Source organism: Halobacillus sp. ABH2_015 (assembly GCF_056158945.1).
The window spans coordinates 2,324,048-2,347,230 of the sequence record NZ_JBSWUG010000002.1; the positions used below are offsets into that span (position 1 = coordinate 2,324,048).

A 23,183-nucleotide genomic window follows, 5' to 3' on the forward strand; every position below is an offset into this window, starting at 1 on the left:
CGGATATAATGCATAAATACTAGATATACCTTATAAATACTCGATATTCCTCCTCTTTAATAGAAAAATACATAAAAAAACCGCTCTCCCATAGGGAGAACGGTCTTCTTTTATACCTGCAGATGAGAGAGCATCGCTTTCCAGGCTTTATCTTTTCCTTCACCTGTTTCGGATGAAAATGGAATAAGGGTATCCTCTTCTTCCATTTCCAGCACCTCCTGAATCATTTTCAGCTGCTTATGGCGCTGCCCTTTTTTAATTTTATCCAGCTTTGTTGCAATAACCATCACCGGCACGTCAAAATGCTTCAAATAGTCATACATCGCCTGGTCATCCTCGGAAGGCTTATGGCGGACGTCAATGATGAGCGCGGTCGCTTTCAGCTGTTCACGCTCAGCAAAATATTCCTCCATCATCGCTCCCCATTTGGCCCGTTCCTTTTTGGAAACTTTCGCATAGCCATAACCGGGCACATCAACGAAATGGAATTTATCATTGATGATATAAAAGTTAAGCGTCTGCGTTTTTCCCGGCTTGGAAGATGTCCGGGCCAGGTTCTTTCGTTGAATCATCTTGTTAATAAACGATGACTTACCGACGTTGGACCGCCCGGCAAGGGCGATCTCCGGAATCGGTTGGTTGGGATACTGTTTCCTGCTCGCCGCACTAATGACGATATCTGCGGTATTAACCTTCATGTGCACCCTCCGCCAATGCCTGATCCAATACTTCATCCAAGTGTTTCACAGGGACGAAGGTCAAGCCTTCTTTAATACTGTCTGGAATATCTTCCAGGTCTTTTTTATTTTCATCAGGAATGATGATTTTCGTCAAGCCCGCCCGGTGCGCACTCAAAGATTTCTCCTTCAAGCCGCCGATTGGAAGCACACGGCCGCGGAGTGTGATTTCACCAGTCATCCCGACTTCCTTGCGGACAGGACGTCCGGTAAGAGCGGATACAAGAGCGGTGGCCATCGTTATCCCCGCTGAAGGGCCGTCTTTCGGTGTCGCTCCTTCAGGTACGTGAATGTGGATATCGTTCTTCTCCACGAATTCCGGATCAATATCAAGTTCAGCCGCGCGTGAACGGATATAACTGAAGGCTGCCTGAGCGGATTCTTTCATGACATCTCCCAATTTACCCGTCAACGTCAAGTTGCCCTTTCCTGGATAGATGGACACTTCAATAGAAAGTGTATCTCCACCTGCTGTCGTATAGGCAAGACCGGTGGCTGTACCAATCTGATCTTCAAGCTCTGCCCGTCCATAACGGAATTTTGGACGGCCGAGAAGTTCCTCAAGCATTTTTTCGGTGACGACGACGCGCTGCTTGTCACCGGCTACGATAATCTTAGCCGCTTTTCGGCACAATCCGGCCAATTCTCTTTCCAATCCCCGGACACCCGCTTCACGGGTATAGCGGCGGATCAGTTTGAGAAGGGCTTCTTCTCTCACCTGTAGCTGGCTTTTCTTCAGGCCATTTTCCTTAATCTGCTTGGGAAGCAGGTGCTCTTTGGCAATCTGCTGTTTCTCCACTTCTGTATAACCGGCAATCGTAATCATTTCCATCCGGTCGCGCAAGGGTCCGGGGATGTTGGCTACGTTGTTCGCCGTAGCTATGAACATAACTTTCGATAAGTCATAGTTTTCTTCAATGAAATGATCACTGAATGTCCCGTTCTGCTCTGGATCGAGCACTTCAAGCATCGCAGAAGAAGGATCTCCCCGAAAATCGCTTGCCATTTTGTCGATTTCATCCAGAAGGAAAACCGGGTTGACGGTTTCCGCCCGCTTCATTCCCTGAATGATCCGACCCGGCATCGCTCCGATATAGGTCCGGCGGTGACCACGGATTTCAGCTTCGTCTCTCACCCCACCAAGAGATACACGGACGAATTTACGGTTGATGGACCGTGCGATGGACTTGGCCAGAGAGGTCTTCCCTACCCCTGGAGGTCCCGCAAGGCATAAAATCGGCCCTTTAATCGTCTGGGTGAGCTTCTGGACAGCCAGATACTCCAGCACCCGTTCCTTCACTTTCTCAAGTCCGTAGTGGTCTTCATCCAAAATACCTTCCGCGCGGTTCACATCCAGGTTGTCTTCCGTTTCCTCCGACCAAGGCAGAGAAACGAGCCATTCGATGTAGTTACGGATGACAGAGCTTTCTGCAGAACTCTGAGGTATCTTCTCATAACGGCCAAGCTCTTTAAGAGCCACCTGTTCCACCCGTTCCGGCATGGAAGCCTTGTCGATTTTTTCTTTCAGCTGAGCGACTTCTCCAGTTTTCCCGTCCTTGTCACCAAGTTCATTCTGGATCGCTTTCATCTGTTCGCGGAGATAGTATTCCTTCTGTGTTTTCTCCATCGATTTTTTCACCTGACGGCCGATCTTCTGTTCGATCTGAAGTACTTCTCGTTCATTGCCGATCAGCTCAATCAGCTTATTCAAGCGTTCTTTCACATTGCGGGTTTCCAGCACATCCTGCTTGTCCTTCAATTTAATCGGCAGGTGGGACGAGACGATATCAGCCAGGTGGCTTGGATCATCCGTGTCCGCTACAGTGTTGTACGTTTCCTGTGTCACTTTTTTCGATACTTTTACAAACTTCTCGAATTGTTCGAGCAGCATGCGCATCAATGCTTCTTCTTCGTTTTTATCTTCATGTTCATCTTCAATGATCTCAATAGACGCCCGGTAAAAGTCGCCCTCCTCACTGAATTCATCCATGCCTGCCCGGTGCAGTCCCTCGACGAGCACACGGTTGGTTCCATTCGGAAGCTTCACCATCTGTTTGACGCGGGCTACGGTCCCTACGGAATAAAGGTCTTCATACGCTGGTTCATCAATGTTCACTTCTTTTTGAGAAACAAGAAAAATTTCATTATCATCCATCATGGACTGCTCCAGGGCCTGGACAGATTTCTCCCGGCCGACATCCAGGTGTAACACCATGGACGGGTAGACAAGCAGCCCTCTGAGAGGAAGTAGAGGTATATTGTTTCTTTGTTTGTCTGTCATCTATTTGCACCTCCGATAAATGCGGATACGTAATTTAATCATATAGAAATGTAAGTGGAAAGTAAACGAAACGATACCAGATGGTGCCAACACACATAGCCCCGGCCTCGAGTCAGGCAGGGGACCTTTCCTTATGGTATCCCTATTATAAGCAGAAACTACGGTTTCATGCTTGGATCGTGCCTGTAAAGCCCCTATAAAAAAGCCGTGCTACAGTTATTCGTAGCACGGCTTTTTCAAGGGATAACCCCCTCAGGCGTTACGCACTTTCTTTCGGTGACTGTTTGTTGTCATCCTCTACGGTTCCATCTGTAAGCACAAGCTTCGGACGGCCGTTTTCCGCTTTGACTGTATCTTTCGTGATAATACACTTCTCAATATCATCGCGGGAAGGAAGTTCATACATCACATCAAGCATGATGCCTTCAATAATGGAGCGGAGGCCGCGTGCCCCTGTCTTCCGTTCAATGGCCAGACGGGAAATTTCACGAAGCGCTTCCTCTTCCATTTCCAGCTCAACATGGTCAATTTGAAGCAGCTTCTGATACTGTTTGACAAGAGCGTTTTTCGGTTTTGTAAGAATTTCAACCAATGCTTCCTCATCCAGCTGCTCAAGACTGCCGATTACCGGCAGGCGTCCGATGAATTCCGGAATTAGACCGTAGCTTAGAAGGTCTTCAGGCAGCACTTTCGTCAGAAGATCCTTCTTCTCTGCTTCGTCCGTCACCTGCTCGGAGCCGAATCCGATCACTTTTCTGCCCAGGCGGCGTTTGATAATTTGGTCGATCCCATCGAAGGCCCCACCCACGATAAACAGGACATTCGTCGTGTCAATCTGGATGAATTCTTGATGAGGATGCTTCCGCCCACCTTGTGGAGGAACACTCGCCTGCGTTCCTTCAAGGATTTTAAGAAGCGCCTGCTGGACACCTTCACCGGACACGTCACGTGTAATGGAAGGGTTTTCTGATTTACGTGCTACTTTATCAATTTCATCAATATAGATGATTCCTTTTTCTGCTTTCTCTACATCATAATCAGCAGCCTGGATCAGTTTAAGAAGAATGTTCTCCACATCTTCCCCGACATAACCGGCTTCTGTAAGAGACGTAGCATCTGCAATAGCGAACGGAACATTCAAGATACGTGCAAGGGTCTGGGCAAGCAGTGTCTTACCGCTTCCGGTAGGTCCAAGCATCAGAATGTTACTCTTCGCAAGCTCCACCTCATCATTTTTCACTCCGGCGTTAATACGCTTGTAGTGGTTGTAAACAGCAACGGAAAGATTCTTTTTCGCCTGATCCTGTCCGATGACATAATCATTCAGAATGTCACGGATTTCCTGAGGCTTCGGAACTTCCTTGAACTCCACCTCTTCTTCGTTGCCAAGCTCCTCTTCCACAATTTCTGTGCACAATTCAATGCATTCATCACATATATATACGCCAGGTCCTGCAACGAGTTTTCGGACTTGTTCCTGACTCTTTCCGCAGAAAGAACATTTCAATTGTCCTTTTTCATCGTTAAATTTAAACATACGTTTCACCCCTTAATAAAATGACGCAATCGTTGCGACTGAAGTTACTGATACGACGCCAACGTTTCGCTTCTTTTGCCCATCATACCAAATAAACTCCAAACACAAAAGCAATACCTTTCAGAGGTGTGCCGTCAATTCCTGCGACACCCTCATTATGTAGATATAAAACGCATAAGTCAAACCTCTGAGCATCTTAAATAGTATATGTAAAAACGCTTGGAAGTATCATTATTTTCCCCACAAACCACCCCGCCTAAACGGTGTTTCCGAAGAAAATATATGAGAAGACAAGGTACCCGGGCACCTTGTCTTCTATCAGTATTATTCAGCTTTGCTGTTTTCGACAAGAACGTCGATGGCTTTGCGGACTTTCAGGTCTTCTTTGATCATGTCCGTGTTCCCGCCAAGCATCTGCGTCAGCTGAGCTACATCTGTCTGGTACATGCCAGCCATGTTTTCCAGTTCAGCATTGACGTCTTCATCGGTTACGCCGACATTTTCCGCCTCGGAAATAGCTTCAAGAGTCAAGTTCGTTTTCACGCGCTTCGAAGCATCTTCTTTCATCTGCTCGCGAAGGGCGTCTTCGTCCTGACCAGTGAACTGGAAGTACATGTCTTTCGTCATGCCCTGCATCTGAAGGCGCTGTTCGAATTCCTGAACCATACGGTCAAGCTCAGTGTCGACCATGGCATCCGGAATTTCAACCTCAGCATTGTCAGAAGCTTTATTTACAAGAGTTTCACGCTTCTGGTTGTCTGCATCAGTTTTCTTCTGATCTTCCAGACGCGTGCGTGTTTTCGTTTTAAGTTCTTCCAGGGATTCGACTTCTTCGTCGACATCTTTCGCGAATTCATCATCAAGTTCTGGAAGTTCTTTGCCTTTGATTTCGTGAACTTTCACTTTGAAAGTAGCCGCTTTACCAGCAAGCTCTTCTGCGTGATATTCTTCAGGGAATGTGACTTCCACTTCTGTTTCTTCGCCGGCCTGCTTACCAACAAGCTGCTCTTCGAAACCAGGGATGAAAGAACCGGAACCTACTTCAAGAGAGTAGTTATCCGCCTGGCCGCCTTCGAAGGCTTCCCCATCAACGAATCCTTCGAAGTCCATAACGACTGTATCGCCGTTCTCAATGGATCCTTCTTCTTTAACAACAAGCTCAGCCTGACGCTCCTGCATCTGCTTCAGTTCGCTGTCTACGTCTTCGTCTGTAACTTCTGTGCTTTCTTCTTCAAAAGTAAGACCTTTGTATTCGCCAAGTTTCACTTCAGGCTTCACCGTTACTTCAGCAGTGAAAATCAGGTCCTGGCCTTTTTCGATCTGCTTCACGTCAACTTCAGGACGGTCAACCGGCTCGATGCCTGCTTCGTCCACGGCGTTAGAGTAAGCTTCCGGAAGGATGATATCAAGAGCATCCTGATACAGAGATTCTACCCCGAAGCGCTGTTCGAACAATTTACGAGGTACTTTCCCTTTACGGAATCCAGGTACCTGTACCTGTTTAACTACTTTTTTAAAGGCAGAATCAAGGGCTTTGTCGAACTCGCCTGCAGGTACTTCAACTGTTAATGTACCTACATTGCCTTCTTGCTTTTCCCATTTTGCTGACATAAAAAATTCCCTCCAACATCTATTCACATTTTCGTCCGGAGACGATGGTTTACTGATTCTATGACTCTGATTACATACGAATCTCTTTTGCAACCATTACATTATAACATAATCCCCGCTGCTTTCAAGGCGTGACTCTCATTGGTTTTTCTAGGAACCGGTCACGAAAACATAATGCTGCTCACACAGTTCAATTTCTGATTTATACCGGTCCACTTCCTCTAAATGGGAATCCGGTTTATAGGGAAGCTGCAGGTATTCATGGCCGAGCTGCTTCAGCGCTTCGACGAGCAGCGGCACTTCCTCTTCATCAGGGAACAGGGGATAACGGACGTAGCAGTAGTGGAACAACAAGTTGTTGACCATCTCATACATCGTTGGATTTTTCTGTTCCACCTGGCCGAGCCTCATCTGGATCTGCTTCATAATATAATCATGCTGAAGCATCGATAAATGGCCGGGCACAATGGTCATTTCCATGCCGAATTTTGTCAAAGCCACTTCTCTATCCACACGTCCATCTCTAAACCATTCCAAAATCGAGGATTTTATCATGGGGTGTACGGCTGGTTCCTGAAGGTACACGATAAACTCCTCCAGATAATCATGGGGGTCCTGTTTCTTTAAGTGATCGAGGGTCTGCCACTGCTTATGTATGTGATCAGTTTCCAAGGCTTCCTTGAAAGCGAGGGATAATTCCTTCCCTTGCTCCTTCCGGCTGTCTTCCAGCAGCTTTCTGCTCACTTCATACATCTGCCACAGCTGTGTACGGCTCTGGTGGGGGATGTCCTCGGATTCAAAAACTTCATCGAGCAGGTCGATGATATCGCTGTAACGGCTGCTTTGGAAAAGGATCGTAATGTAGATATGTAAGTAATGGTAATACTGGTCGATCGTTTCCTTCATCTGCTCTTGACACAATTCCTCAGCTTGATCGAACTGACCGAGCTCAATCCAGCTCATCAACAGCCCTGTGATAACATCATGGCCGGCCTGATCATACTCGACAAGTGGTTCAAAGGCTTCCGCCGCTTCCTTGTAGCGCTTTTCCTTCAGAGCCTCCAGTCCCGACTGCTCCAGTCTCGATTTCCATCCAGGAAACATCACAAGGTTTCCTCTTTTATTCTCCATAAGACACCCTTCCCTAAAAAAACGTCCTTGTTTCCTTATTCTTTCCTATCGCTGCTCCGTTCAAACCATCGTTCCTCAGCTTATTACGCTATATTAAAGCAAATACAATAGAAATACAATGGAAACCCCGTGCCCCACCGCCACTTTCCGCTATTCCTGTTGTTTAGACACGAACAAACAGAAACGTACACACCTGCATCAATCGTATAGGAGAATAATTTATATATCGTCCATCAATTCCACAAAACAGGTCTTTCTACTCATGAATAAACAGATTTTTTTGCTAGAATAAGTAAATGTCAATAAAATAATAACGAATCATACGCTAAGGAGTTGTATCGTTTTGTCACTGCTTGATGATCAAACCTTGCTGGAAACCTATCTGGAGTCTGTAAAGCTTCAGCTGGACGACGAATTTGTTCACTTAGTCACGCAAGAAATTGATAAACGATCCATCCAACTACCAACTGAGAATTCCACACATCTTATATAAATGGACGTAGAAAAAGGCATGCAGTCATCTGCATGCCTTTTTCATTTACTGATTAGAGGCTGTACCTTGTTTCCCGGACATCTTCGCTAAACTCGGAATGACATTCTGCAGTTGTCCGGCCTGACCAGTCATCATGCTGTATGTGGCCGCACCGATACCGATCGAAGCGATAACCGGCAGCCACTGCACATTATTCTTTTCCATCCTGATCACTCCTCAAATCGGTTGGCTTAAAGCCTCTCTTATTGTCTGCCCTCTGCCTCCGACTATGACCGGCAATCTTTTGCGGTTCTGCCTTTAAATCCCTCGCATGAGTCTTCGTATAAGAAACACCGGCCACAGGACAATCCATCCAAGCAGGTAAAACATATATACCGCCTGCTCCTGTTTGTCCTTCAGCACCGGTTCTTTTTTAAAAAAGCAGAAAAACACGCCGATGAACAGATACGTGAAAAGCAGCACATCCACCACTCCTTCCCTCCATAGCGTATGAGAGAAAGAGGGGCTGTGACGCTTTTCCAAAGCAGACGTTTTCTTGAAATTCCTTAGAGGATCCCTGCATAAAATGGTATAATCATACATGAGGTGATACCTATGAGTGCCATCATATTATTCGACGGGGACTGCCATTTCTGCGACAAAAGTGTCCAGTTCATCATTCAACGAGATCCCCGCAGCCGGTTTCAATTTGCATCGCTTCAAAGTGACAAGGGCCGGGAACTGCTTTTGCAGTATAACATTCCCCATGACACCGACAGCCTTGTATTAATCCAGAACGGAAAAGCCCGCCTGGAATCCACCGCCGCTTTGACGATCAGCCGGCAGTTGAAAGGATTCTGGCAGCTTGCGTACTTGTTGATTCTGATCCCAGCACCGCTGCGCAACGCTTTTTACCGGTGGTTTGCATCCAATCGTTACAAATGGTTCGGAAAAAAAGACGACTCCTGCCCGATACCGACGCCGGATGTCCGGAAACGTTTTTTATAAAAATTCATTTAAATGGAGGGACCTGCCATCAGCGGTCAACAAGTCCAGCATCTGAAAATTACGTCCAAAGAGTTTACGAAACGCGCGGTTTTCATCACGCTCGGTGCCATCATTATGGCGGTAGGACTGGAAATTTTCCTCGTTCCCAATCAGGTCATCGATGGTGGAATCGTCGGAATCTCCATTATCCTGTCGCATTTGACGGAATGGAAACTCGGGCTGTTCATCTTCCTATTGAATATCCCCTTTTTCTTTCTTGGATATAACTTGATTGGAAAAACATTTGCCTGGTCAACGGTGTACGGCATTGCCATCCTTTCAACGGCCACAACTGTGCTTCATCCGGTGCCTGCCTTTACCGATGATATTCTGCTTGCGACATTATTCGGGGGATTTATCCTCGGCATCGGTGTAGGAATGGTCATCCGCTACGGAGGATGTCTCGACGGGACAGAAATCTCTGCGATTCTGATCAGCAGCAAAATCCCGTTTTCTGTCGGGGAAATCATTATGTTCATCAACCTGTTCATCCTTGGAAGCGCGGGCTTCGTCTTCGGATGGGACCGGGCAATGTATTCCCTGCTTGCCTATTTTGTTGCTTATAAAATGATCGACATTACGATTAAAGGACTGGATGAATCGAAGGCTGTACATATCATCAGCGATGAATACGAGAGCATCAGTGAAGCCATCATCCAGCGCCTCGGCCGCGGCGTCACCTTTTTAAAAGGAGAAGGAGCCTTCTCCAATGACGAGAAAAAAGTGATCTTCTGCGTCATCAACCGATTGGAGGAAGCGAAGCTGAAAGCGCTCGTCCAGGAGCACGATGAACAAGCCTTCATGGCTATCGGGGATATTGCTGAAGTGCGGGGCGGACGCTTTAAGAAAAAAGAAATTCATTAAAAAGAGGCGCATTCAGCTGCGCCTCTTTTTTTTACGGATGTCTCTTTCGTATGGATGGTCACGTGCTGCTTATCAGGGGATGACTGCTGTGGGATCACCCGTATTCTTTATAAGTGGAGAGGCTCACCTTGTTGTGCTTCTTTTTCCGTCTCAGGATTCTTCTTTCAGCACGCGCCTTAAGATTTTACCTGCTCCTGTCTGAGGAAGAGACGTGCGGAATTCGACAAAACCCGGAACTTTATAGCGGGCCATATGGGCTTTTGCCCATTGAATCAATGCTTCTTTCTCCAGTGCTGCTTCCTCTTTCAGAACAATGAACGCTTTGACGACCTCCCCTTTTGATTCATCCGGCACACCGATGACAGCCGCCTGGGAGATGGCGGGATGTTCCTTCAGTAATGCTTCGACATCTTCAGGGAAAATGCTGAATCCTGACGATTTGATCATTTCCTTCAGACGCCCCTGAAAATATAAATAGCCGTCTTCGTCGAAATAGCCGATATCACCCGTATGCATCCATCCGTCCACCAACACTTCCGCTGTCGCCTCAGGCCGCCCCCAGTAGCCTTTGAAAACACCAGGACTTTTCACTGCGATTTCCCCGGACTCACCGACGGGCAGCTGTTCTTTTGTTAATGGATCGCGGACAGCCAGTGATGACCCAGGAACCGGAAGGCCGACAGATCCGAATTTCACACCGGCACCGGGCATATAGGTGTCCACGGTATGCGTCTCGCTCAGTCCGTAAGCCGCTTCATACAACGAACTGTCCGGCGCAAAAGATCGCCAGCGTTCTGCCAGATCTTCTGTCACAGGCATACCGAAGCTCGTACACAAATTGAGTCGCAGAGCATCCGCTTTTTCCCCGTCCGCCACGGATAACACAGCCTCATTCATCGGGGCGATGCTGTACCACACCGTCACTGCATAATCAGTCAGTGCTTTGACCACCTGCCGAGGATCAAACCTCGCAAACAATACACAGGGGGAACCGGTAAATGCTGGAATGTTCACACCCATCACCATTCCCGCGATATGACAGAGCGGCATCACCGCAAGCCACGTCTCTTCCTTTTCCACCCCATTCGCTTCCACAGCCGCTGCTGTTTTATACAAAGCATTTTCATACGTAAGCATCGCCGCTTTCGGTCTTCCGGTCGTTCCTGACGTGAAAGCAAGCAGCGCCGTATCATTTAAATCGACATTTTCAGACGCTTTTTGCGGTTCTGCTTCGTTTACAGCATCGCTCCAGTGGGTTTCCTTTTCATTTAATGTTAGATCTGGAACCCTCAAGTCCTCCGGAACTTCCCATTCGGTTTCCCCAGGGATATAATCTTCGTAAGAAACGACAAGAACCACATGAAGATCGCTGTCTGTTTTTCTCACCTCACTTAACAGTTTCCCGCCGGTAAACAGTCCTTTCATGCCGACTTCCTTCATTAAAAAGGTTAACTCGCTCGCTTTGTACATCGGGTTCAATGGACAGACGATTCCGCCGATCGACTGGATGGCATAGTGGGCAATGATATACTGCGGGCTGTTCTGCATATAAAGCCCGACCCGGTCCCCTTTTTCAAAGCCCTTCTGTGACAAAAATCCAGCCATCTTTTCAATATCATTCAAAAGCTCCGCCCACGTCAGTGTGGATCCATAATAAAAGTAAGCAGCCTCATGCGGGCGCTCCTCTGCGTGGTGCTGGACGTATACGAGAAGCGGGTGTTTTCCAAGAGGGTACATGTTCTCTATTTGATGCCGTTTCATTTCGCTTTTCATTCGATTCCTCCTTATGTGGACATCGGCCAGTCGGCCAGCCGTCTTTCACTTTTATCCGACGCCGTTCGTAAAAACCGAAGCAGAAAATCCCGGGTCTGTTCCGGCTCGATGATTTCCTGAACCAAGAACTTACCCGCGGCTTTCGCTGGTGAGCTGTCGAAGCTCCACTGTTCCAAATAAGCCGCACGGGCTTCAGAAGGATTGTCCGCCTGTTTGATCTGCCTTCCGTACACAACATTCACACCGACGTCGGGGCCGGTAAAGTTAATTTCAGCCTCCGGCCAGGCAGCCACCACGTCCGCCCCCATGCCTGGACCACCCATGTTTCCATACGCCGCTCCAATGCTTTTGCGAATGACGATGGAGTACTTGGGAACAGTGGATTTAGCAAGCGCAGTATTCCAATTCATAATCTTTGAAGGCATTTTCCGCTTTTCTGCCTGACTGCTGATCCTGAACCCGGGAGTATCGTGAAGAAAAATCAATGGAATATGATACGAATCACAGAGGCAGATGAAATCCACCGCCTTATCACACTCCTCCGGACCTGGAGCTCCCGCCATATGAAGCGGCTGATTCGCCACCACTCCTGTGACCCTCCCGTCCATACGCGCAAGACCTGTCAGGAGTGCTTTTCCGTAAAAAGGCCGGTAAGCCATAAAGGATTCCGGATCGACAATCTCACGAATGAGTTTATTCATGTCATACGGATGTCTCATGTTCGAAGGAACAACAGCCGCTGCGTTTCCCCCTGAAGAAGAGGGCGAAGGAACAGATACTTTAAAAGGAGGCGTGTCTTCATATGAAGAAGGCAGATAGCTGAAAAACCGCTTTATAGCCGTTATCGCTTCTTCCTCTGTGTCAGCGACGTGATCAATCTGTCCTGTATATGCCGCATGCATATCAGGCCCCCCAAGTTCTTCGGCTGTAATCTCTTCGCCACTCGCCATCTCCAACATCCTCGGCCCGGCAACGGCCATTCCCGTTCCGCGCACCTGTGTGACAAAATCCGATGTCACGGCCATCCACGTCGGACCGCCGAAGCTGTCCCCCAGAATGGCGGTAAGGATCGGGGTTTCTCTGGAGTGATCCAGCAGACAGTTCGGAAAAAGCTTGTCACTGATTCCGTCTGAACCCATCCCGTCCGGCATCCGCAGCCCACTACCTTCACACAAATTAAAAAGCGGCAGCTTCCTCTTTTTCGCGTACTGATGAAAATACTCACTCTTCCGGAGGTGAACCTCCCCCTCCGTTCCCGACAACACACTCACATCCATTGCCTGAACGACCGCTTCCCGTCCGTCCACCCGGATCAAGCCGCCGATCAGCCCATCGGCAGGCGTCCGTTCTTCCATTCCCGGCACAGATGAATGGGCAGATTTTCCGAGTTCAAGAAAGGATCCGTCATCAGCGAGCAGGTGAATTCTTTCATGGGCGGTAAGCTTAATAGACTTTTGTTCTGTAGAGGAATCAGTTTGATTTTCGTTTGTTTTCATAAGAGCCTCCTTTAGATACTGACTGGTTGGTATGTAGTGGTCAAAAAAATATAGTGTTTATATTTGTAAGTATAGGTTAATTAGTCTGAAAATTCAATTCTTTATGGCGCGCATCCACCATTACTATTAATGTATATATAGGACCCTTATTTTACTCTTAATTAAGTAAAGTACAACTACAAGTTTATATTGCCCTTAAATTACAGTCATTTTCAAAACTATATAAAACACATCGATCTATCGTTGAATCTAAAATAGGGCAATAATATGATACTGCCCCATTAAGCTTAATTAGTATTAAGGATGTTACAAATAACTGGTAACCAAAGTTAGAGTATAACTGCTTTTTGGTATATATTAAAAAACCTTCACTAACCTTACAGAGATAAGAATTCAGCTGAACTTCCCACCTTATGATTAAGGTTTGTGTTTGAGCGAATCTCTTTCAAACGTTTCATGACATCATTTTCTCCTCTGCCAAAATAATCATGCAATTTACTATATTCTCGATAAAGTTCATCGTATATCTCTACATGATGAGGAATCGGTTTTATTTTGTCCTCTTTTAACCTGGCCATATACTGAGCCGCTTCCACGATATTATCGTAACCGCCTTCGTCCGACCCAGCCGCTACAGCACCAAACATAGCTGCACCCAAGGCAGGGGTTTGAATAGAGTCTGCAATGGTAATCGTTCGATTCGTTACATCTGCGTAGATTTGAAGAAGAAGTTTGTTTTTTTGCGGCAAGCCACCACACACATATAGCTCATCTACCTGTACACCATTTTCATGAAATGAATCAATTATTTTTCGAGTACCAAAAGCAGTAGCTTCAATTAAAGTACGATAAACTTCCTCTGGCTTGGTTTGTAAAGTAGCCCCTACTAATAGACCACTCAATTCCGCATCCACTAATACGGAGCGATTACCGTTCCACCAATCCAATGCAATCAATCCGGTTTCACCTGGTTGGTATTTGCTGGCTTGAGTTTCTAACCACTGATGAGTATTCATCTTATCTTGCTCTGCCTTTTCCTTTATATAAGAAGGAACGGCTTCATTCACATACCAGCCGAATATATCACCAACCGCTGATTGTCCAGCTTCATATCCATAGTAACCTGGGATGATACCATCTTCGACAACGCCGCACATTCCTTCAATCTCTACTTCTTCCGTTCCAAGTATCATATGGCAAGTCGACGTCCCCATCGCCATCACCATTTTACCAGGTGTCACTACTCCCATTCCGGGAACAGATGCGTGAGCATCAACATTTCCCACAGCTACTGAAATCCCTGGGGACAGACCCATGAGGGAGGCCATTTCTTCGGTCAGTTCTCCTGCCTTTGTACCAAGTGGAACCACTTCTCCACGTAATTTAGTTTCCGTCAAATTCTCCATCCGTGGATCCAATGCTTTGAAAAATTCTTTGCTTGGATAACCTTCTTGTTTATGCCAGATTGCTTTATAGCCAGCAGTACAACTATTCTTTATTAGATTATTCGTCAACTTGGATACTACCCAGTCCGTAGCTTCCATGAATTGATCGGTGGCTTCATAAACATCAGGAGCTTCATTAAGTATTTCCCAAATTTTCGCAATCATCCACTCGGAGGATATCTTTCCTCCATATCTAGATAAAAACTTTTCACCACGGCTTGCAGCGATTTTGTTGATTTTATTAGCCTCATCTTGAGCTGCATGATGTTTCCAAAGCTTCACCCAACTATGTGGGTCATGAGTGAATTTTTCTTTAAAAGACAACGGCTCACCAACTTCATCAATCGGTAATATCGTACAGGAGGTAAAATCTATACCTATTCCGATAATAGAAGTTGGATCCACATTCGCTTTTTTAATCACGGCGGGTACAGAGGATTTTAAAACTTCCATATAATCTCCTGGATGTTGAAGGGCCCACTCAAAATCTAATTTAATATTAGATTGTGGTAATGTATCATCTATCACTCCGTGTGGATAGGAAGTAACATCTTCTGCAATTTCTTCCCCTGTTGATAATGAAACGATTACAGCCCTTCCTGACTCTGTTCCAAAGTCTATACCAATGGTGTATTTTCCATTTTTCAATGTTCTTCCTCCCTTAACTACGATTGGCCATAGTAGGCTTTTGATCCATGTTTTCTTAAATAATGTTTGTCTAATAGATTCTCATCTATAGAATTGATTTGATGATCCAATTGATAGGTGTACAACGCCATTTTTGCAACTTCTTCAAGAACTACTGAATGGTGCAAGGCTTCCATGGGATCTTTGCCCCATGTAAAAGGCGCATGGTTATTAACTAGGACGCCTGGTATTGCGTCTGGATCCAAATCCCGGAAAGTTTCCGTAATCACCTTACCCGTTTCTTTTTCGTAGTCGCCCAGTATTTCTGCACTTTCCATAGGTCTTGTACAAGGAATCTTTCCATAAAAATAGTCAGCATGAGTAGTACCTAAAACAGGAATGGATTTACCTGACTGTGCCCAGCACGTTCCCCATAAAGAGTGAGTATGAACAACCCCTCCTATATTGGGAAATGTATCGTAAAGGACCTGATGAGTCGGCGCATCTGAAGAAGGTTTCCACTTTCCCTCTACCAGATTTCCATCTAAATCAATAACTGCCAAGTCTTCTGAAGATAATTCGGGATATGGGATACCGCTCGGTTTAATGACGATAAGTCCAGAGTCTCTGTCAATCCCACTCGCGTTTCCCCATGTAAAAGTGACTAACTTATATTTTTCTAAAGAAAGGTTTGCTTCTAATACCTCTTGTTTTAATTGATCGAGCAAGACAAACACCTTCCTGTTTCTGTGAATTTTTCATCATAACCCTAGAACATGCGCTTCCCTTCCTCTGAAATAAGAGGCTGTCTGAGTGACCAGGTATTCTAACTTTTCATGATTCGGTTTCATATTCATTGCAGGATAAGGGTCAGCTCCAGGGCCTAAAGGTTCAGGAGTTACGAACTTTCCTTCTTGGTTGAAACCTATTAAGTATAACGACATAATGATAGTATCTAAATCTATCATTCCATCACCGAGTGCACCTCTATTACTATCCGCTAAATGCAGGTTAGTTAATTGGGGGCCTGCTTGTATAATTGCTTCTCCTATGTGAGTCTCTTCGGTTTGCATATGATAGATATCCCCATTGATATGTTGGATCCCCTCATGTCCAACAGCTTCAATATAATATTGTGCATCTTTAACCGTATGAACAAAGCTTACTTCCGCAGCTCGGACCGGCTCGATAGCAGCTTTGATTTGATTTTGCAAGAAAAGATCCCCCAAATTTTCAAGCGTTGCAACACTTCTTTCAAATTCCATCTCATCGTACGCTTCAGGACGACCAACAGCCCCTGGAACCACTAGTAAATAATGTCCTCCAACAATATTAGTGAATTCTACTTCCCTTTTTATATAACCAATGGCATTCTGCCTGTTCCTTGGGTTATTACTAGATAAATCATTCTCAGATGAAAACATTCCACAAACACCTGAAACTTTCATATGATGCTTATTCAGAACCGTTAATGTTCGGTCAATTTCATAACCAAGATCCTCACCATAATGGTTTCCGTGCAGTTCAACATAGTTAATTCCTGCATTCTTCAAACGGACAATAGAATCTTCCAGGGATTCAAACCCGAACCCCCAGTTACTCCAAGAGAGATTCAATCTTTTTTCAAATAATTCAGGGCTCTTTTTTTTCAAGGCCAAGAATTTCTTCTTTATCTCTTCACTCTTGATTTGATAGTTCTGGTTCATACTATCCACTCCAACTAATGAAAAATAAATGATCCTTCATCAAAAAAAGGCACGACCAAAGGAAATATATACAGGTTTGGTCGGCCCTTTCTTAATATCAACAAACCTTAGAAGTCAAAATCTCCTGCGTTTTCCTTTGTAAAATCTGCAGGTGGTCCCATAATGACTGTTTTACCATCATCTTTAACTGAGATTTCACCGACATTTTCAATTTCCTGACCATCTTCAGGCATTTCCCCTCCTGCTAGCATTTTTCCAAGAGCAGCTGTCAAATAACCGAGCTTTTTAGGATTCCAAAGAACAGCAGTATCTAAAGAACCATCTTCCAGAAAAGGTTCTGAGTCATTAGGCAAAGCCGATCCTACCACAGACACTTCATCTTGTAGTCCTTTTTCTTGTACAGCTTGAGCTGCTCCAAGAGGTGCAGGAGTAGATACAGCTAGAACACCTTTCAAATCAGGATAGGATTTAAGTAGGTCAAGTGTTTTTTGGTATGCCACTTGCTGTTTTTCATCCGTGGGAATTTTTTCAGAAACAATTTCAATATCAGGATAATTTTCATCGAACTCTTTCTTAGCTGCGTCGATCCAAAGATTTAAGTTTGCTGCAGACAGCCCTCCGGTAAGGATAGCAATCTTCCCTTCCTCTGTTCCCATTGCTTCTACAAGTTTTCCAGCCATATGTCTCCCAAATTCTTCATCATCTACTTGCTTCACTGAAAGGTCGACTAATTCTTTATCAGCTGGTGTATCCCAGTCCATAACCTTGATGCCCTGGTCTTTAGCTTTCTTCAACACAGGCTCTACAGAAGCAGGGTCATTTGGAGCAACTGCGATAACGTCTGAATTCTTTGAAACCAAGTCTTCAATCACTTTAACTTGAGCTGAGGCATCAGCCTGGGTTGGACCTGTGTACTCTACATTCACTCCTAGCTCTTCACCAGCTTGTACAGCACCTGTTTCAGAAGCGTTAAAATAAGGAATACCGACAAGCTTAGGTACTACTGCAATATTCATTTCACCATCGTCTGAACTCTCTTCACCACCACTGTCATTAGAACCTTCTTCAGAACTCCCACTCGTATTTTCCGAAACACAACCGGCCAAAATCCCAACCAAAAACATCAACATCAACAAACTGAAGACTAATTTTTTCAATGTTTTACTCCTCCTATATAGTAATCATTTATAATACCTAGAAAATCCCACTAGGGTATCACCTGGATCAGGCTGCTTGACTAGCATTCTTTTGTTCTTGTTTTTTCTTGAATTTATCAGAAAAGAAATTCATGGTCAGAACGAGGATTAGAATACTGCCAATTACTACGTCTACTAATGAAGAGTGAAATCCTAATAAATTCAAACCATTTCTAATAAATTGGAAAACAAATACAGCGTAAATTGTTCCTATTACTTTTCCATAACCCCCATGAATATTTGTTCCCCCTAACACAGCTGCTGCGACACTCTGCAAAAGGTATGAAGACCCTAAATCTACCTTCACAGAATTATAACGTGAGGTCATGATGATGGCAGAAATGGCTGCTAATAGTGCCGCATACAGATAGACCTTCATAAGTACTTTACTGTTTTTCACTCCAGAATAAAGAGTTGCAACTTCATTACTCCCATACATGTAGACTCTTCTCCCCCAGCTTGTTTTGCTAAGTAAGAGACCAGTTATGATAGCAAAGATTGCAAAGATTACGATAGAGAAAGGAACTAAGCCTAAGTAGTAACCATTCCCAATTAAACTATACGCATCTGGAAAACCAGAAATGGAACTCCCTTTGGTAATGGCCAATATCACTCCTTCAAACAAAACCATTGTTCCTAATGTAACTAGAATAGGGGATACACCGATTTTGGATACAATGAATCCATTAAATGCTCCACAAGCTAGCGCAAATAAAATGGCCATAATGATCGCAGGGAAAATTCCAAAACCGTTCGTCAGCATCAACGCAGCCCCTACACCAGCTAAGGCTGCTATATAAGTGATGGAAAGGTCAATTCCACCTGTAACAATGACTACCATCATAGCAATAGCCAGCAAGCCAAACTCTGGTATTTGGAACATCATACTATTAATATTGTTCGAAGATAAGAATCCTGGTGCCAATAAAGCCATGAATAAAAATGTACCGAGAGCAATCAGTCCTAATATACTTTCTTTAGAAAGCTTCATATTATTCCCCTCCCTCCTAAGCCTCTACTTCAATGTTAGCTAATTTATCCTGAGAACGTTTATAACTAATTTGGTCGTAAGAAACAGCGATGACGATGATGGCGCCTGTAACTACATTCTGCCAATACGTATCAATACGTGCTAAAATCATTCCATTTTGCATAATAGCCAGTAACAATACACCTAATAATGTTCCATGGATACTTCCACGTCCTCCATGAATATTGGCCCCACCAAGAACAACTGCTGCAATTACAGTTAGTTCAAGACCTATCATGCCGTTAGGGTCTACAGCTTTTGTATAAGCTGTTTGAGCAATAGCTGCAATACCTGCTAAAAAACCCATATAAGCAAAAACGAAAAGCTTCACTCTTTGATAGTTAATGCCTACACGAACAGAAGATTGGGTATTACCACCGATAGCTAGAACAGAACGGCCAATCAGAGTATGTTTAAGAATGAACCAAGTACCAACAGCGACAATTGCAAGGAGATAAATCAAGATCGGTATGCCTAAAATTTCAATATTCGAGAAAGATAAGAAAGATTGAGGGAAGCTGGTACTATTGACGTAGTTACCATTAGTGATATAGAGTACAAGGCCCGCTATGATATTTAAGGTTCCAAGCGTTACAACAATCGCTGGAATCTCAATTTTTGAAACAAGTAATCCATTGAAGAGACCCATCACTAATCCAATCACTGGAGCAAATAAAAATAACAGGAGAACAGAAATCCAACTATCAGGTAAAAAACCGAACAGATAACTAATACTTACGGCCACTGCTGTTGTTACAGCTGCGACCGATACATCAATATCGCTGGTAATGATAATTAAAGTCATTCCTATTGCTAATATCCCTATAACGACGTTGCCTTCTATGAGGTCCAACAAATTTCCGACCGTTAGGAAAACAGGGCTGACAAAGGTTAATATGGAACTGATAAGTAATACGATCGCCAGAATACTGAATTCCTTTTGTTTAAATAAAGATTTCACACTCTATACCTCCTGACTAACCTTTTCTTTTTCAATCACAACAGATTCGTGCTGTTTTCCATTCCCTCCAAGAGCGTAGTTCATGATTTTCTCTTGTGTTGCTTGATTTACATCCATCTCTCCTGAAATCTTTCCATTCCGCATGACTAAAATTCTGTCACTTACTGCTAATACTTCAGGTAACTCTGAGGAAATCATGATGACTCCGATTCCTTCATTAGCAAGTCTTCTGAGAAGTTTATGAATTTCTGTTTTTGCTCCAATATCAATGCCGTTCGTCGGTTCATCAATGATCAGAATTTTCGGTTGAGCCGATAACCACTTGCCGATGACGACTTTTTGCTGGTTCCCGCCTGAGAGTTTAGAGGCTGGCAATTCTGGCAAAGATGGACGAACATCAAGGGACTTTATATATTGTTGCGCCATTTCTACTTCTATCTTTCTATCAATGAACTTGAATTTGTTATTGAGTTTATCAATCACTGGTAGAGATATATTGTTGATGATTGATTGATCAAGTACTAATCCTTGTGTCTGCCTGGCTTCCGGTACATAGGCGACTCCCTTTTTGACCGCATCCTCAGAAGAACGGATATCCACTGGTTCGCCATGTATTTCAAGGCTGCCCTGATCCTTTTTGTTGATCCCGAAAATCGATTGTGCCAACTCTGTCCGTCCTGCACCGACTAAACCAGTAATGCCAAGAACCTCACCCTCTCTAAGCTGAAAGGAAATATCCTTAAAGTTTCCACTTTTAGAAAAATCTCTGACCTCAAAAATGACTTCACCAGTCTTTACTTGAGATTGATTTTTTTCATAGGTCACTTCGCGGCCAACCATCAAATTAACAAGCTTAGCTTCATCTATAGTATCCACATCATACGACCCGACATATTTACCGTCCCTCAGCACCGTGAATCGATCTGATAACCTGAACAACTCTTTCAATTTATGACTTATGAAAATAATTGATATTCCTTGTGCACTTAACTTATCTACAACGCGGTAAAGTTTTTCAACTTCACTTGATGAAAGAGAAGAAGTGGGTTCATCCATGACGATAAGCTTGGACTCGAATGCCATAGCTCTCGCTATTTCTATCAATTGTTGCTGGGCAATGCTTAGTTGCTCTACTTTTGTATTAATATCAACATCGACCTCTAATTCTTTCAATGCTTTTTCAGATATACGTTTGATATGCTTCCAATTCACTTTTTTCCAGGCCTTCTTACCACTATCTCGTCCGATGTAGATGTTCTCTGCAACGGAGAGATTCGGAAATAAGCTTAAATCTTGGTAAATGATAGAAACACCTTTCAAAGTGGCATCAATAGGTTTTTTGATCTCAGCGTCTTTACCTTCAAAATAAAACTCTGCACCAGGATCAGGCTGATGAATCCCTGCCAGTATTTTGATTAATGTAGATTTACCTGCTCCGTTTTCTCCAATCAGGGCATGTACTTCTCCTTTTTTCACTTCCAGTTGAACATTATCAAGAGCTTTAACCCCGGGAAACGTCTTACTTATGTTCTTCATTTGTAAAATATAGTCACTCACTATGGGTAACCTCCTTAAAGAGTGGTTCCTTCAGATAGTTGATGTGTCAATCCTCTTTCCTTACAGAAGACTTGAACTTCCTCTAGAGTTGGAATTCCAGCTTGCGCCCCTAATTTAGTTACCTTGAGAGCCCCTACGATCGTTGCAAATTCAGCAGCTGTAACTAAATCATCTCCATTCGATAGACGGCAAGCTAACGCTCCTGCAAATGCATCTCCTGCTCCAACTGTATCTAGAGCTTGTACTTGAATAGAATTGATATGAGTCCATTCACCGCTTCGATACACAATCGACCCTTTATCCGCCATTTTAATAATTGAGTTCTTTACTCCCATACTTTCAAAAGCCTTGGCAGCTTTAATAGCTGAATCAATATCAATCACATCGATGCCAAGCATATGTTTCGTTTCTTGTTTATTCGGGGTGATGATATCGGCATACTCTAACGCTTTGACAGTAATCCCTTCCGCTGGAGCTGGATCCAAGATCACGTACATTCCTTTTTCCTTGGCTAATTGCATAGCTCTGATAACTGTATCTTGAGGTACCTCCATTTGAACGAGCAAAACATCACTCTGTCTCGAATTATTGAAGGCGTTTTCAACATCTTCCGTAAGCAAGTCGTCATTGGCACTCCTCAGTACCAGCATGGTGTTCTCAGCTGTTCTATCAATGGTTATGATCGCTGTACCTGTCGCTAGATCTTCTGATTGTTTAATATGCGTGGTGTCTACTTTAGAATCTCTTAATGTTTGGATTAATTGATCTCCGTAATAATCCTTTCCTACTGCACCAATTAATTGGACCTCTTCACCTAATTTGGCTACAGCAGTCGCTTGATTGGCACCTTTCCCTCCTGAGAAGTAATTGATCTTCTTACCAAAAATCGTTTCTCCTCTCAAGGGATAATCATCTGTCAATGCCACGATGTCAATGTTTATGCTGCCAACCACTGTAATTGTCATAGTCAATCATCTCTTTTCATATTAAGAATTTGCGACGTTCCCTTTTGGAAGCCCTTCCAAAAAACTGTGTAAATTAGCCATAGAGTACTCCAAAGATTCATCTTTTCTGAATAAACATGATGTTCCGCACACCAACATATCAGCCCCTTTATTCAATACTTGAGGGATGATTTCGTAACTGATGTTTCCATCTACTTGAATTTCTATGGAATTTCTATTCTCTTGAATCAATTTTTTCAACTTCTTGATCTTTTCTAAAGTTAGTGGAATGAACTTTTGACCAGCAAAGCCAGGGTTCACTGTCATTAAAACCACATAATCCACAATGTCCCATACATAATCCAAATGATTAAGAGAGCTGGCCGGATTTAATGCAACACCTGCTTTTACACCGAGTTCTTTAATTTGGTTGAGTGTTCTTTGTAGATGAATAGTCGATTCAGCATGGACAGAAATCATGTCACAGCCTGCCTCTGCAAAAACTTTTATGTACCTTTCTGGTTCTTCAATCATCAAATGTGCATCGAAAATCTTGTCTGTGTAATGTCGTAACTCTCTAATCATGTCTGGCCCCATAGTAAAATTGGGGACAAACTTTCCATCCATTATGTCAAAATGAAAAAAATCAGCTTCAGCTTGATCAAGACGAACAATCGTGTCTCGGAGTTCTCCCATATTCGCACACATTAAAGATGGTCCAATTGATGTCATATCCCTCTCTCCCTACTAATAATTAATGTTTTCTTA

21 protein-coding genes are annotated in these 23,183 nt (G+C 44.1%); 3 read left to right on the forward strand and 18 right to left on the reverse strand.

From position 1 onward, the window contains the following. Window positions 1-110: 110 nt before the first annotated feature. From yihA to ACXAD6_RS12415, 5 genes are all read right to left on the reverse strand, one after another. A complete protein-coding gene (gene yihA, locus ACXAD6_RS12395; RefSeq protein ID WP_474969122.1) occupies window positions 111-698 on the reverse strand; it encodes a ribosome biogenesis GTP-binding protein YihA/YsxC in 588 nt (195 codons plus the stop codon). Continuing rightward, window positions 688-3,018 (reverse strand): endopeptidase La, encoded by a 2,331-nt coding sequence (lon, locus tag ACXAD6_RS12400; RefSeq protein WP_474969123.1) that lies wholly within the window; start codon window positions 3,016-3,018, stop codon window positions 688-690. Before lon ends, yihA begins: the two co-directional genes overlap by 11 nt. 259 nt (window positions 3,019-3,277) lie before the next feature. After that, window positions 3,278-4,555: an ATP-dependent protease ATP-binding subunit ClpX gene (gene clpX / locus ACXAD6_RS12405; protein ID WP_027955236.1), complete on the reverse strand. Its 1,278-nt coding sequence runs from the start codon at window positions 4,553-4,555 to the stop codon at window positions 3,278-3,280. Window positions 4,556-4,879: 324 nt separating this feature from the next. Then, entirely contained in the window at window positions 4,880-6,166 is a 1,287-nt protein-coding gene (gene tig / locus ACXAD6_RS12410) for a trigger factor (RefSeq protein ID WP_206935372.1), read from the reverse strand. 150 nt (window positions 6,167-6,316) lie between these two features. Beyond that, a complete protein-coding gene (locus ACXAD6_RS12415; protein WP_474969124.1) occupies window positions 6,317-7,297 on the reverse strand; it encodes a tetratricopeptide repeat protein in 981 nt (326 codons plus the stop codon). Between the two features lie 343 nt (window positions 7,298-7,640). Here ACXAD6_RS12415 and sda point away from each other — a divergent pair, with 343 nt between their 5' ends. After that, on the forward strand, window positions 7,641-7,790 hold the full coding sequence (gene sda / locus ACXAD6_RS12420; RefSeq protein ID WP_277988129.1) for a sporulation histidine kinase inhibitor Sda: 150 nt from the start codon (window positions 7,641-7,643) through the stop codon (window positions 7,788-7,790). A gap of 45 nt (window positions 7,791-7,835) precedes the next feature. On the opposite strand, the gene ACXAD6_RS12425 is transcribed toward sda, so the two are convergent. Together ACXAD6_RS12425 and ACXAD6_RS12430 are read right to left on the reverse strand one after the other, a co-directional pair. Further along, window positions 7,836-7,994, reverse strand: coding sequence for a hypothetical protein (locus tag ACXAD6_RS12425; protein WP_474969125.1), 159 nt, complete (start codon window positions 7,992-7,994; stop codon window positions 7,836-7,838). Between the two features lie 93 nt (window positions 7,995-8,087). Further along, window positions 8,088-8,261, reverse strand: a complete 174-nt coding sequence (locus ACXAD6_RS12430) for a hypothetical protein (protein ID WP_281658300.1) — start codon at window positions 8,259-8,261, stop codon at window positions 8,088-8,090. Window positions 8,262-8,384: 123 nt separating this feature from the next. Between ACXAD6_RS12430 and ACXAD6_RS12435 the strand changes: the two genes are divergently transcribed. Beyond that, on the forward strand, window positions 8,385-8,777 hold the full coding sequence (locus tag ACXAD6_RS12435; RefSeq protein WP_474969126.1) for a thiol-disulfide oxidoreductase DCC family protein: 393 nt from the start codon (window positions 8,385-8,387) through the stop codon (window positions 8,775-8,777). A gap of 12 nt (window positions 8,778-8,789) precedes the next feature. Continuing rightward, a complete protein-coding gene (locus ACXAD6_RS12440) occupies window positions 8,790-9,680 on the forward strand; it encodes a YitT family protein (protein WP_027955232.1) in 891 nt (296 codons plus the stop codon). A 150-nt stretch (window positions 9,681-9,830) separates the two neighbouring features. Here ACXAD6_RS12440 and ACXAD6_RS12445 read toward each other — a convergent pair whose 3' ends face one another. The 11 genes from ACXAD6_RS12445 to rpe form a co-directional block, all read right to left on the reverse strand. Next, window positions 9,831-11,453, reverse strand: a complete 1,623-nt coding sequence (locus tag ACXAD6_RS12445) for a class I adenylate-forming enzyme family protein (protein WP_474969127.1) — start codon at window positions 11,451-11,453, stop codon at window positions 9,831-9,833. 11 nt (window positions 11,454-11,464) lie between these two features. Continuing rightward, window positions 11,465-12,949 (reverse strand): acyl-CoA carboxylase subunit beta, encoded by a 1,485-nt coding sequence (locus tag ACXAD6_RS12450; protein WP_474969128.1) that lies wholly within the window; start codon window positions 12,947-12,949, stop codon window positions 11,465-11,467. Window positions 12,950-13,326: 377 nt separating this feature from the next. Next, window positions 13,327-15,042, reverse strand: a complete 1,716-nt coding sequence (locus ACXAD6_RS12455) for a ribulokinase (RefSeq protein WP_474969129.1) — start codon at window positions 15,040-15,042, stop codon at window positions 13,327-13,329. A 17-nt stretch (window positions 15,043-15,059) separates the two neighbouring features. Next, entirely contained in the window at window positions 15,060-15,749 is a 690-nt protein-coding gene (locus ACXAD6_RS12460) for an L-ribulose-5-phosphate 4-epimerase (RefSeq protein ID WP_474969130.1), read from the reverse strand. Window positions 15,750-15,782: 33 nt separating this feature from the next. Next, window positions 15,783-16,727 (reverse strand): sugar phosphate isomerase/epimerase family protein, encoded by a 945-nt coding sequence (locus ACXAD6_RS12465; RefSeq protein ID WP_474969131.1) that lies wholly within the window; start codon window positions 16,725-16,727, stop codon window positions 15,783-15,785. Window positions 16,728-16,834: 107 nt separating this feature from the next. Then, window positions 16,835-17,884, reverse strand: a complete 1,050-nt coding sequence (locus ACXAD6_RS12470) for an autoinducer 2 ABC transporter substrate-binding protein (protein ID WP_027955227.1) — start codon at window positions 17,882-17,884, stop codon at window positions 16,835-16,837. A 67-nt stretch (window positions 17,885-17,951) separates the two neighbouring features. Then, complete coding sequence (locus ACXAD6_RS12475; protein WP_027955226.1) at window positions 17,952-18,914, reverse strand: ABC transporter permease; 963 nt, start codon at window positions 18,912-18,914, stop codon at window positions 17,952-17,954. 16 nt (window positions 18,915-18,930) lie between these two features. After that, the gene (locus ACXAD6_RS12480) at window positions 18,931-19,914 is read right to left on the reverse strand and encodes an ABC transporter permease (protein ID WP_027955225.1); all 984 of its coding nucleotides are present in this window, start codon (window positions 19,912-19,914) and stop codon (window positions 18,931-18,933) included. A gap of 3 nt (window positions 19,915-19,917) precedes the next feature. Beyond that, window positions 19,918-21,471: a sugar ABC transporter ATP-binding protein gene (locus ACXAD6_RS12485; protein WP_474969132.1), complete on the reverse strand. Its 1,554-nt coding sequence runs from the start codon at window positions 21,469-21,471 to the stop codon at window positions 19,918-19,920. A 14-nt stretch (window positions 21,472-21,485) separates the two neighbouring features. Then, window positions 21,486-22,436 carry a ribokinase gene (rbsK, locus tag ACXAD6_RS12490; RefSeq protein ID WP_027955224.1) on the reverse strand — a complete coding sequence of 317 codons (951 nt, stop codon included), beginning with the start codon at window positions 22,434-22,436 and terminating at the stop codon, window positions 21,486-21,488. A 21-nt stretch (window positions 22,437-22,457) separates the two neighbouring features. Beyond that, window positions 22,458-23,147, reverse strand: a complete 690-nt coding sequence (rpe, locus tag ACXAD6_RS12495) for a ribulose-phosphate 3-epimerase (RefSeq protein WP_474969133.1) — start codon at window positions 23,145-23,147, stop codon at window positions 22,458-22,460. Window positions 23,148-23,183 lie beyond the last annotated feature (36 nt).

What these genes read in the sequence shown, in the direction of transcription:
- yihA (WP_474969122.1), bottom strand. Translation starts at nt 698, where the DNA reads ATGAAGGTTAATACCGCAGATATCGTCATTAGTGCGGCGAGCAGGAAA.
- lon (WP_474969123.1), bottom strand. Translation starts at nt 3,018, where the DNA reads ATGACAGACAAACAAAGAAACAATATACCTCTACTTCCTCTCAGAGGG.
- clpX (WP_027955236.1), bottom strand. Translation starts at nt 4,555, where the DNA reads ATGTTTAAATTTAACGATGAAAAAGGACAATTGAAATGTTCTTTCTGC.
- tig (WP_206935372.1), bottom strand. Translation starts at nt 6,166, where the DNA reads ATGTCAGCAAAATGGGAAAAGCAAGAAGGCAATGTAGGTACATTAACA.
- ACXAD6_RS12415 (WP_474969124.1), bottom strand. Translation starts at nt 7,297, where the DNA reads ATGGAGAATAAAAGAGGAAACCTTGTGATGTTTCCTGGATGGAAATCG.
- ACXAD6_RS12425 (WP_474969125.1), bottom strand. Translation starts at nt 7,994, where the DNA reads ATGGAAAAGAATAATGTGCAGTGGCTGCCGGTTATCGCTTCGATCGGT.
- ACXAD6_RS12435 (WP_474969126.1), top strand. Translation starts at nt 8,385, where the DNA reads ATGAGTGCCATCATATTATTCGACGGGGACTGCCATTTCTGCGACAAA.
- ACXAD6_RS12440 (WP_027955232.1), top strand. Translation starts at nt 8,790, where the DNA reads ATGGAGGGACCTGCCATCAGCGGTCAACAAGTCCAGCATCTGAAAATT.
- ACXAD6_RS12445 (WP_474969127.1), bottom strand. Translation starts at nt 11,453, where the DNA reads ATGAAAAGCGAAATGAAACGGCATCAAATAGAGAACATGTACCCTCTT.
- ACXAD6_RS12450 (WP_474969128.1), bottom strand. Translation starts at nt 12,949, where the DNA reads ATGAAAACAAACGAAAATCAAACTGATTCCTCTACAGAACAAAAGTCT.
- ACXAD6_RS12465 (WP_474969131.1), bottom strand. Translation starts at nt 16,727, where the DNA reads ATGAACCAGAACTATCAAATCAAGAGTGAAGAGATAAAGAAGAAATTC.
- ACXAD6_RS12475 (WP_027955226.1), bottom strand. Translation starts at nt 18,914, where the DNA reads ATGAAGCTTTCTAAAGAAAGTATATTAGGACTGATTGCTCTCGGTACA.
- rbsK (WP_027955224.1), bottom strand. Translation starts at nt 22,436, where the DNA reads ATGACAATTACAGTGGTTGGCAGCATAAACATTGACATCGTGGCATTG.
- rpe (WP_474969133.1), bottom strand. Translation starts at nt 23,147, where the DNA reads ATGACATCAATTGGACCATCTTTAATGTGTGCGAATATGGGAGAACTC.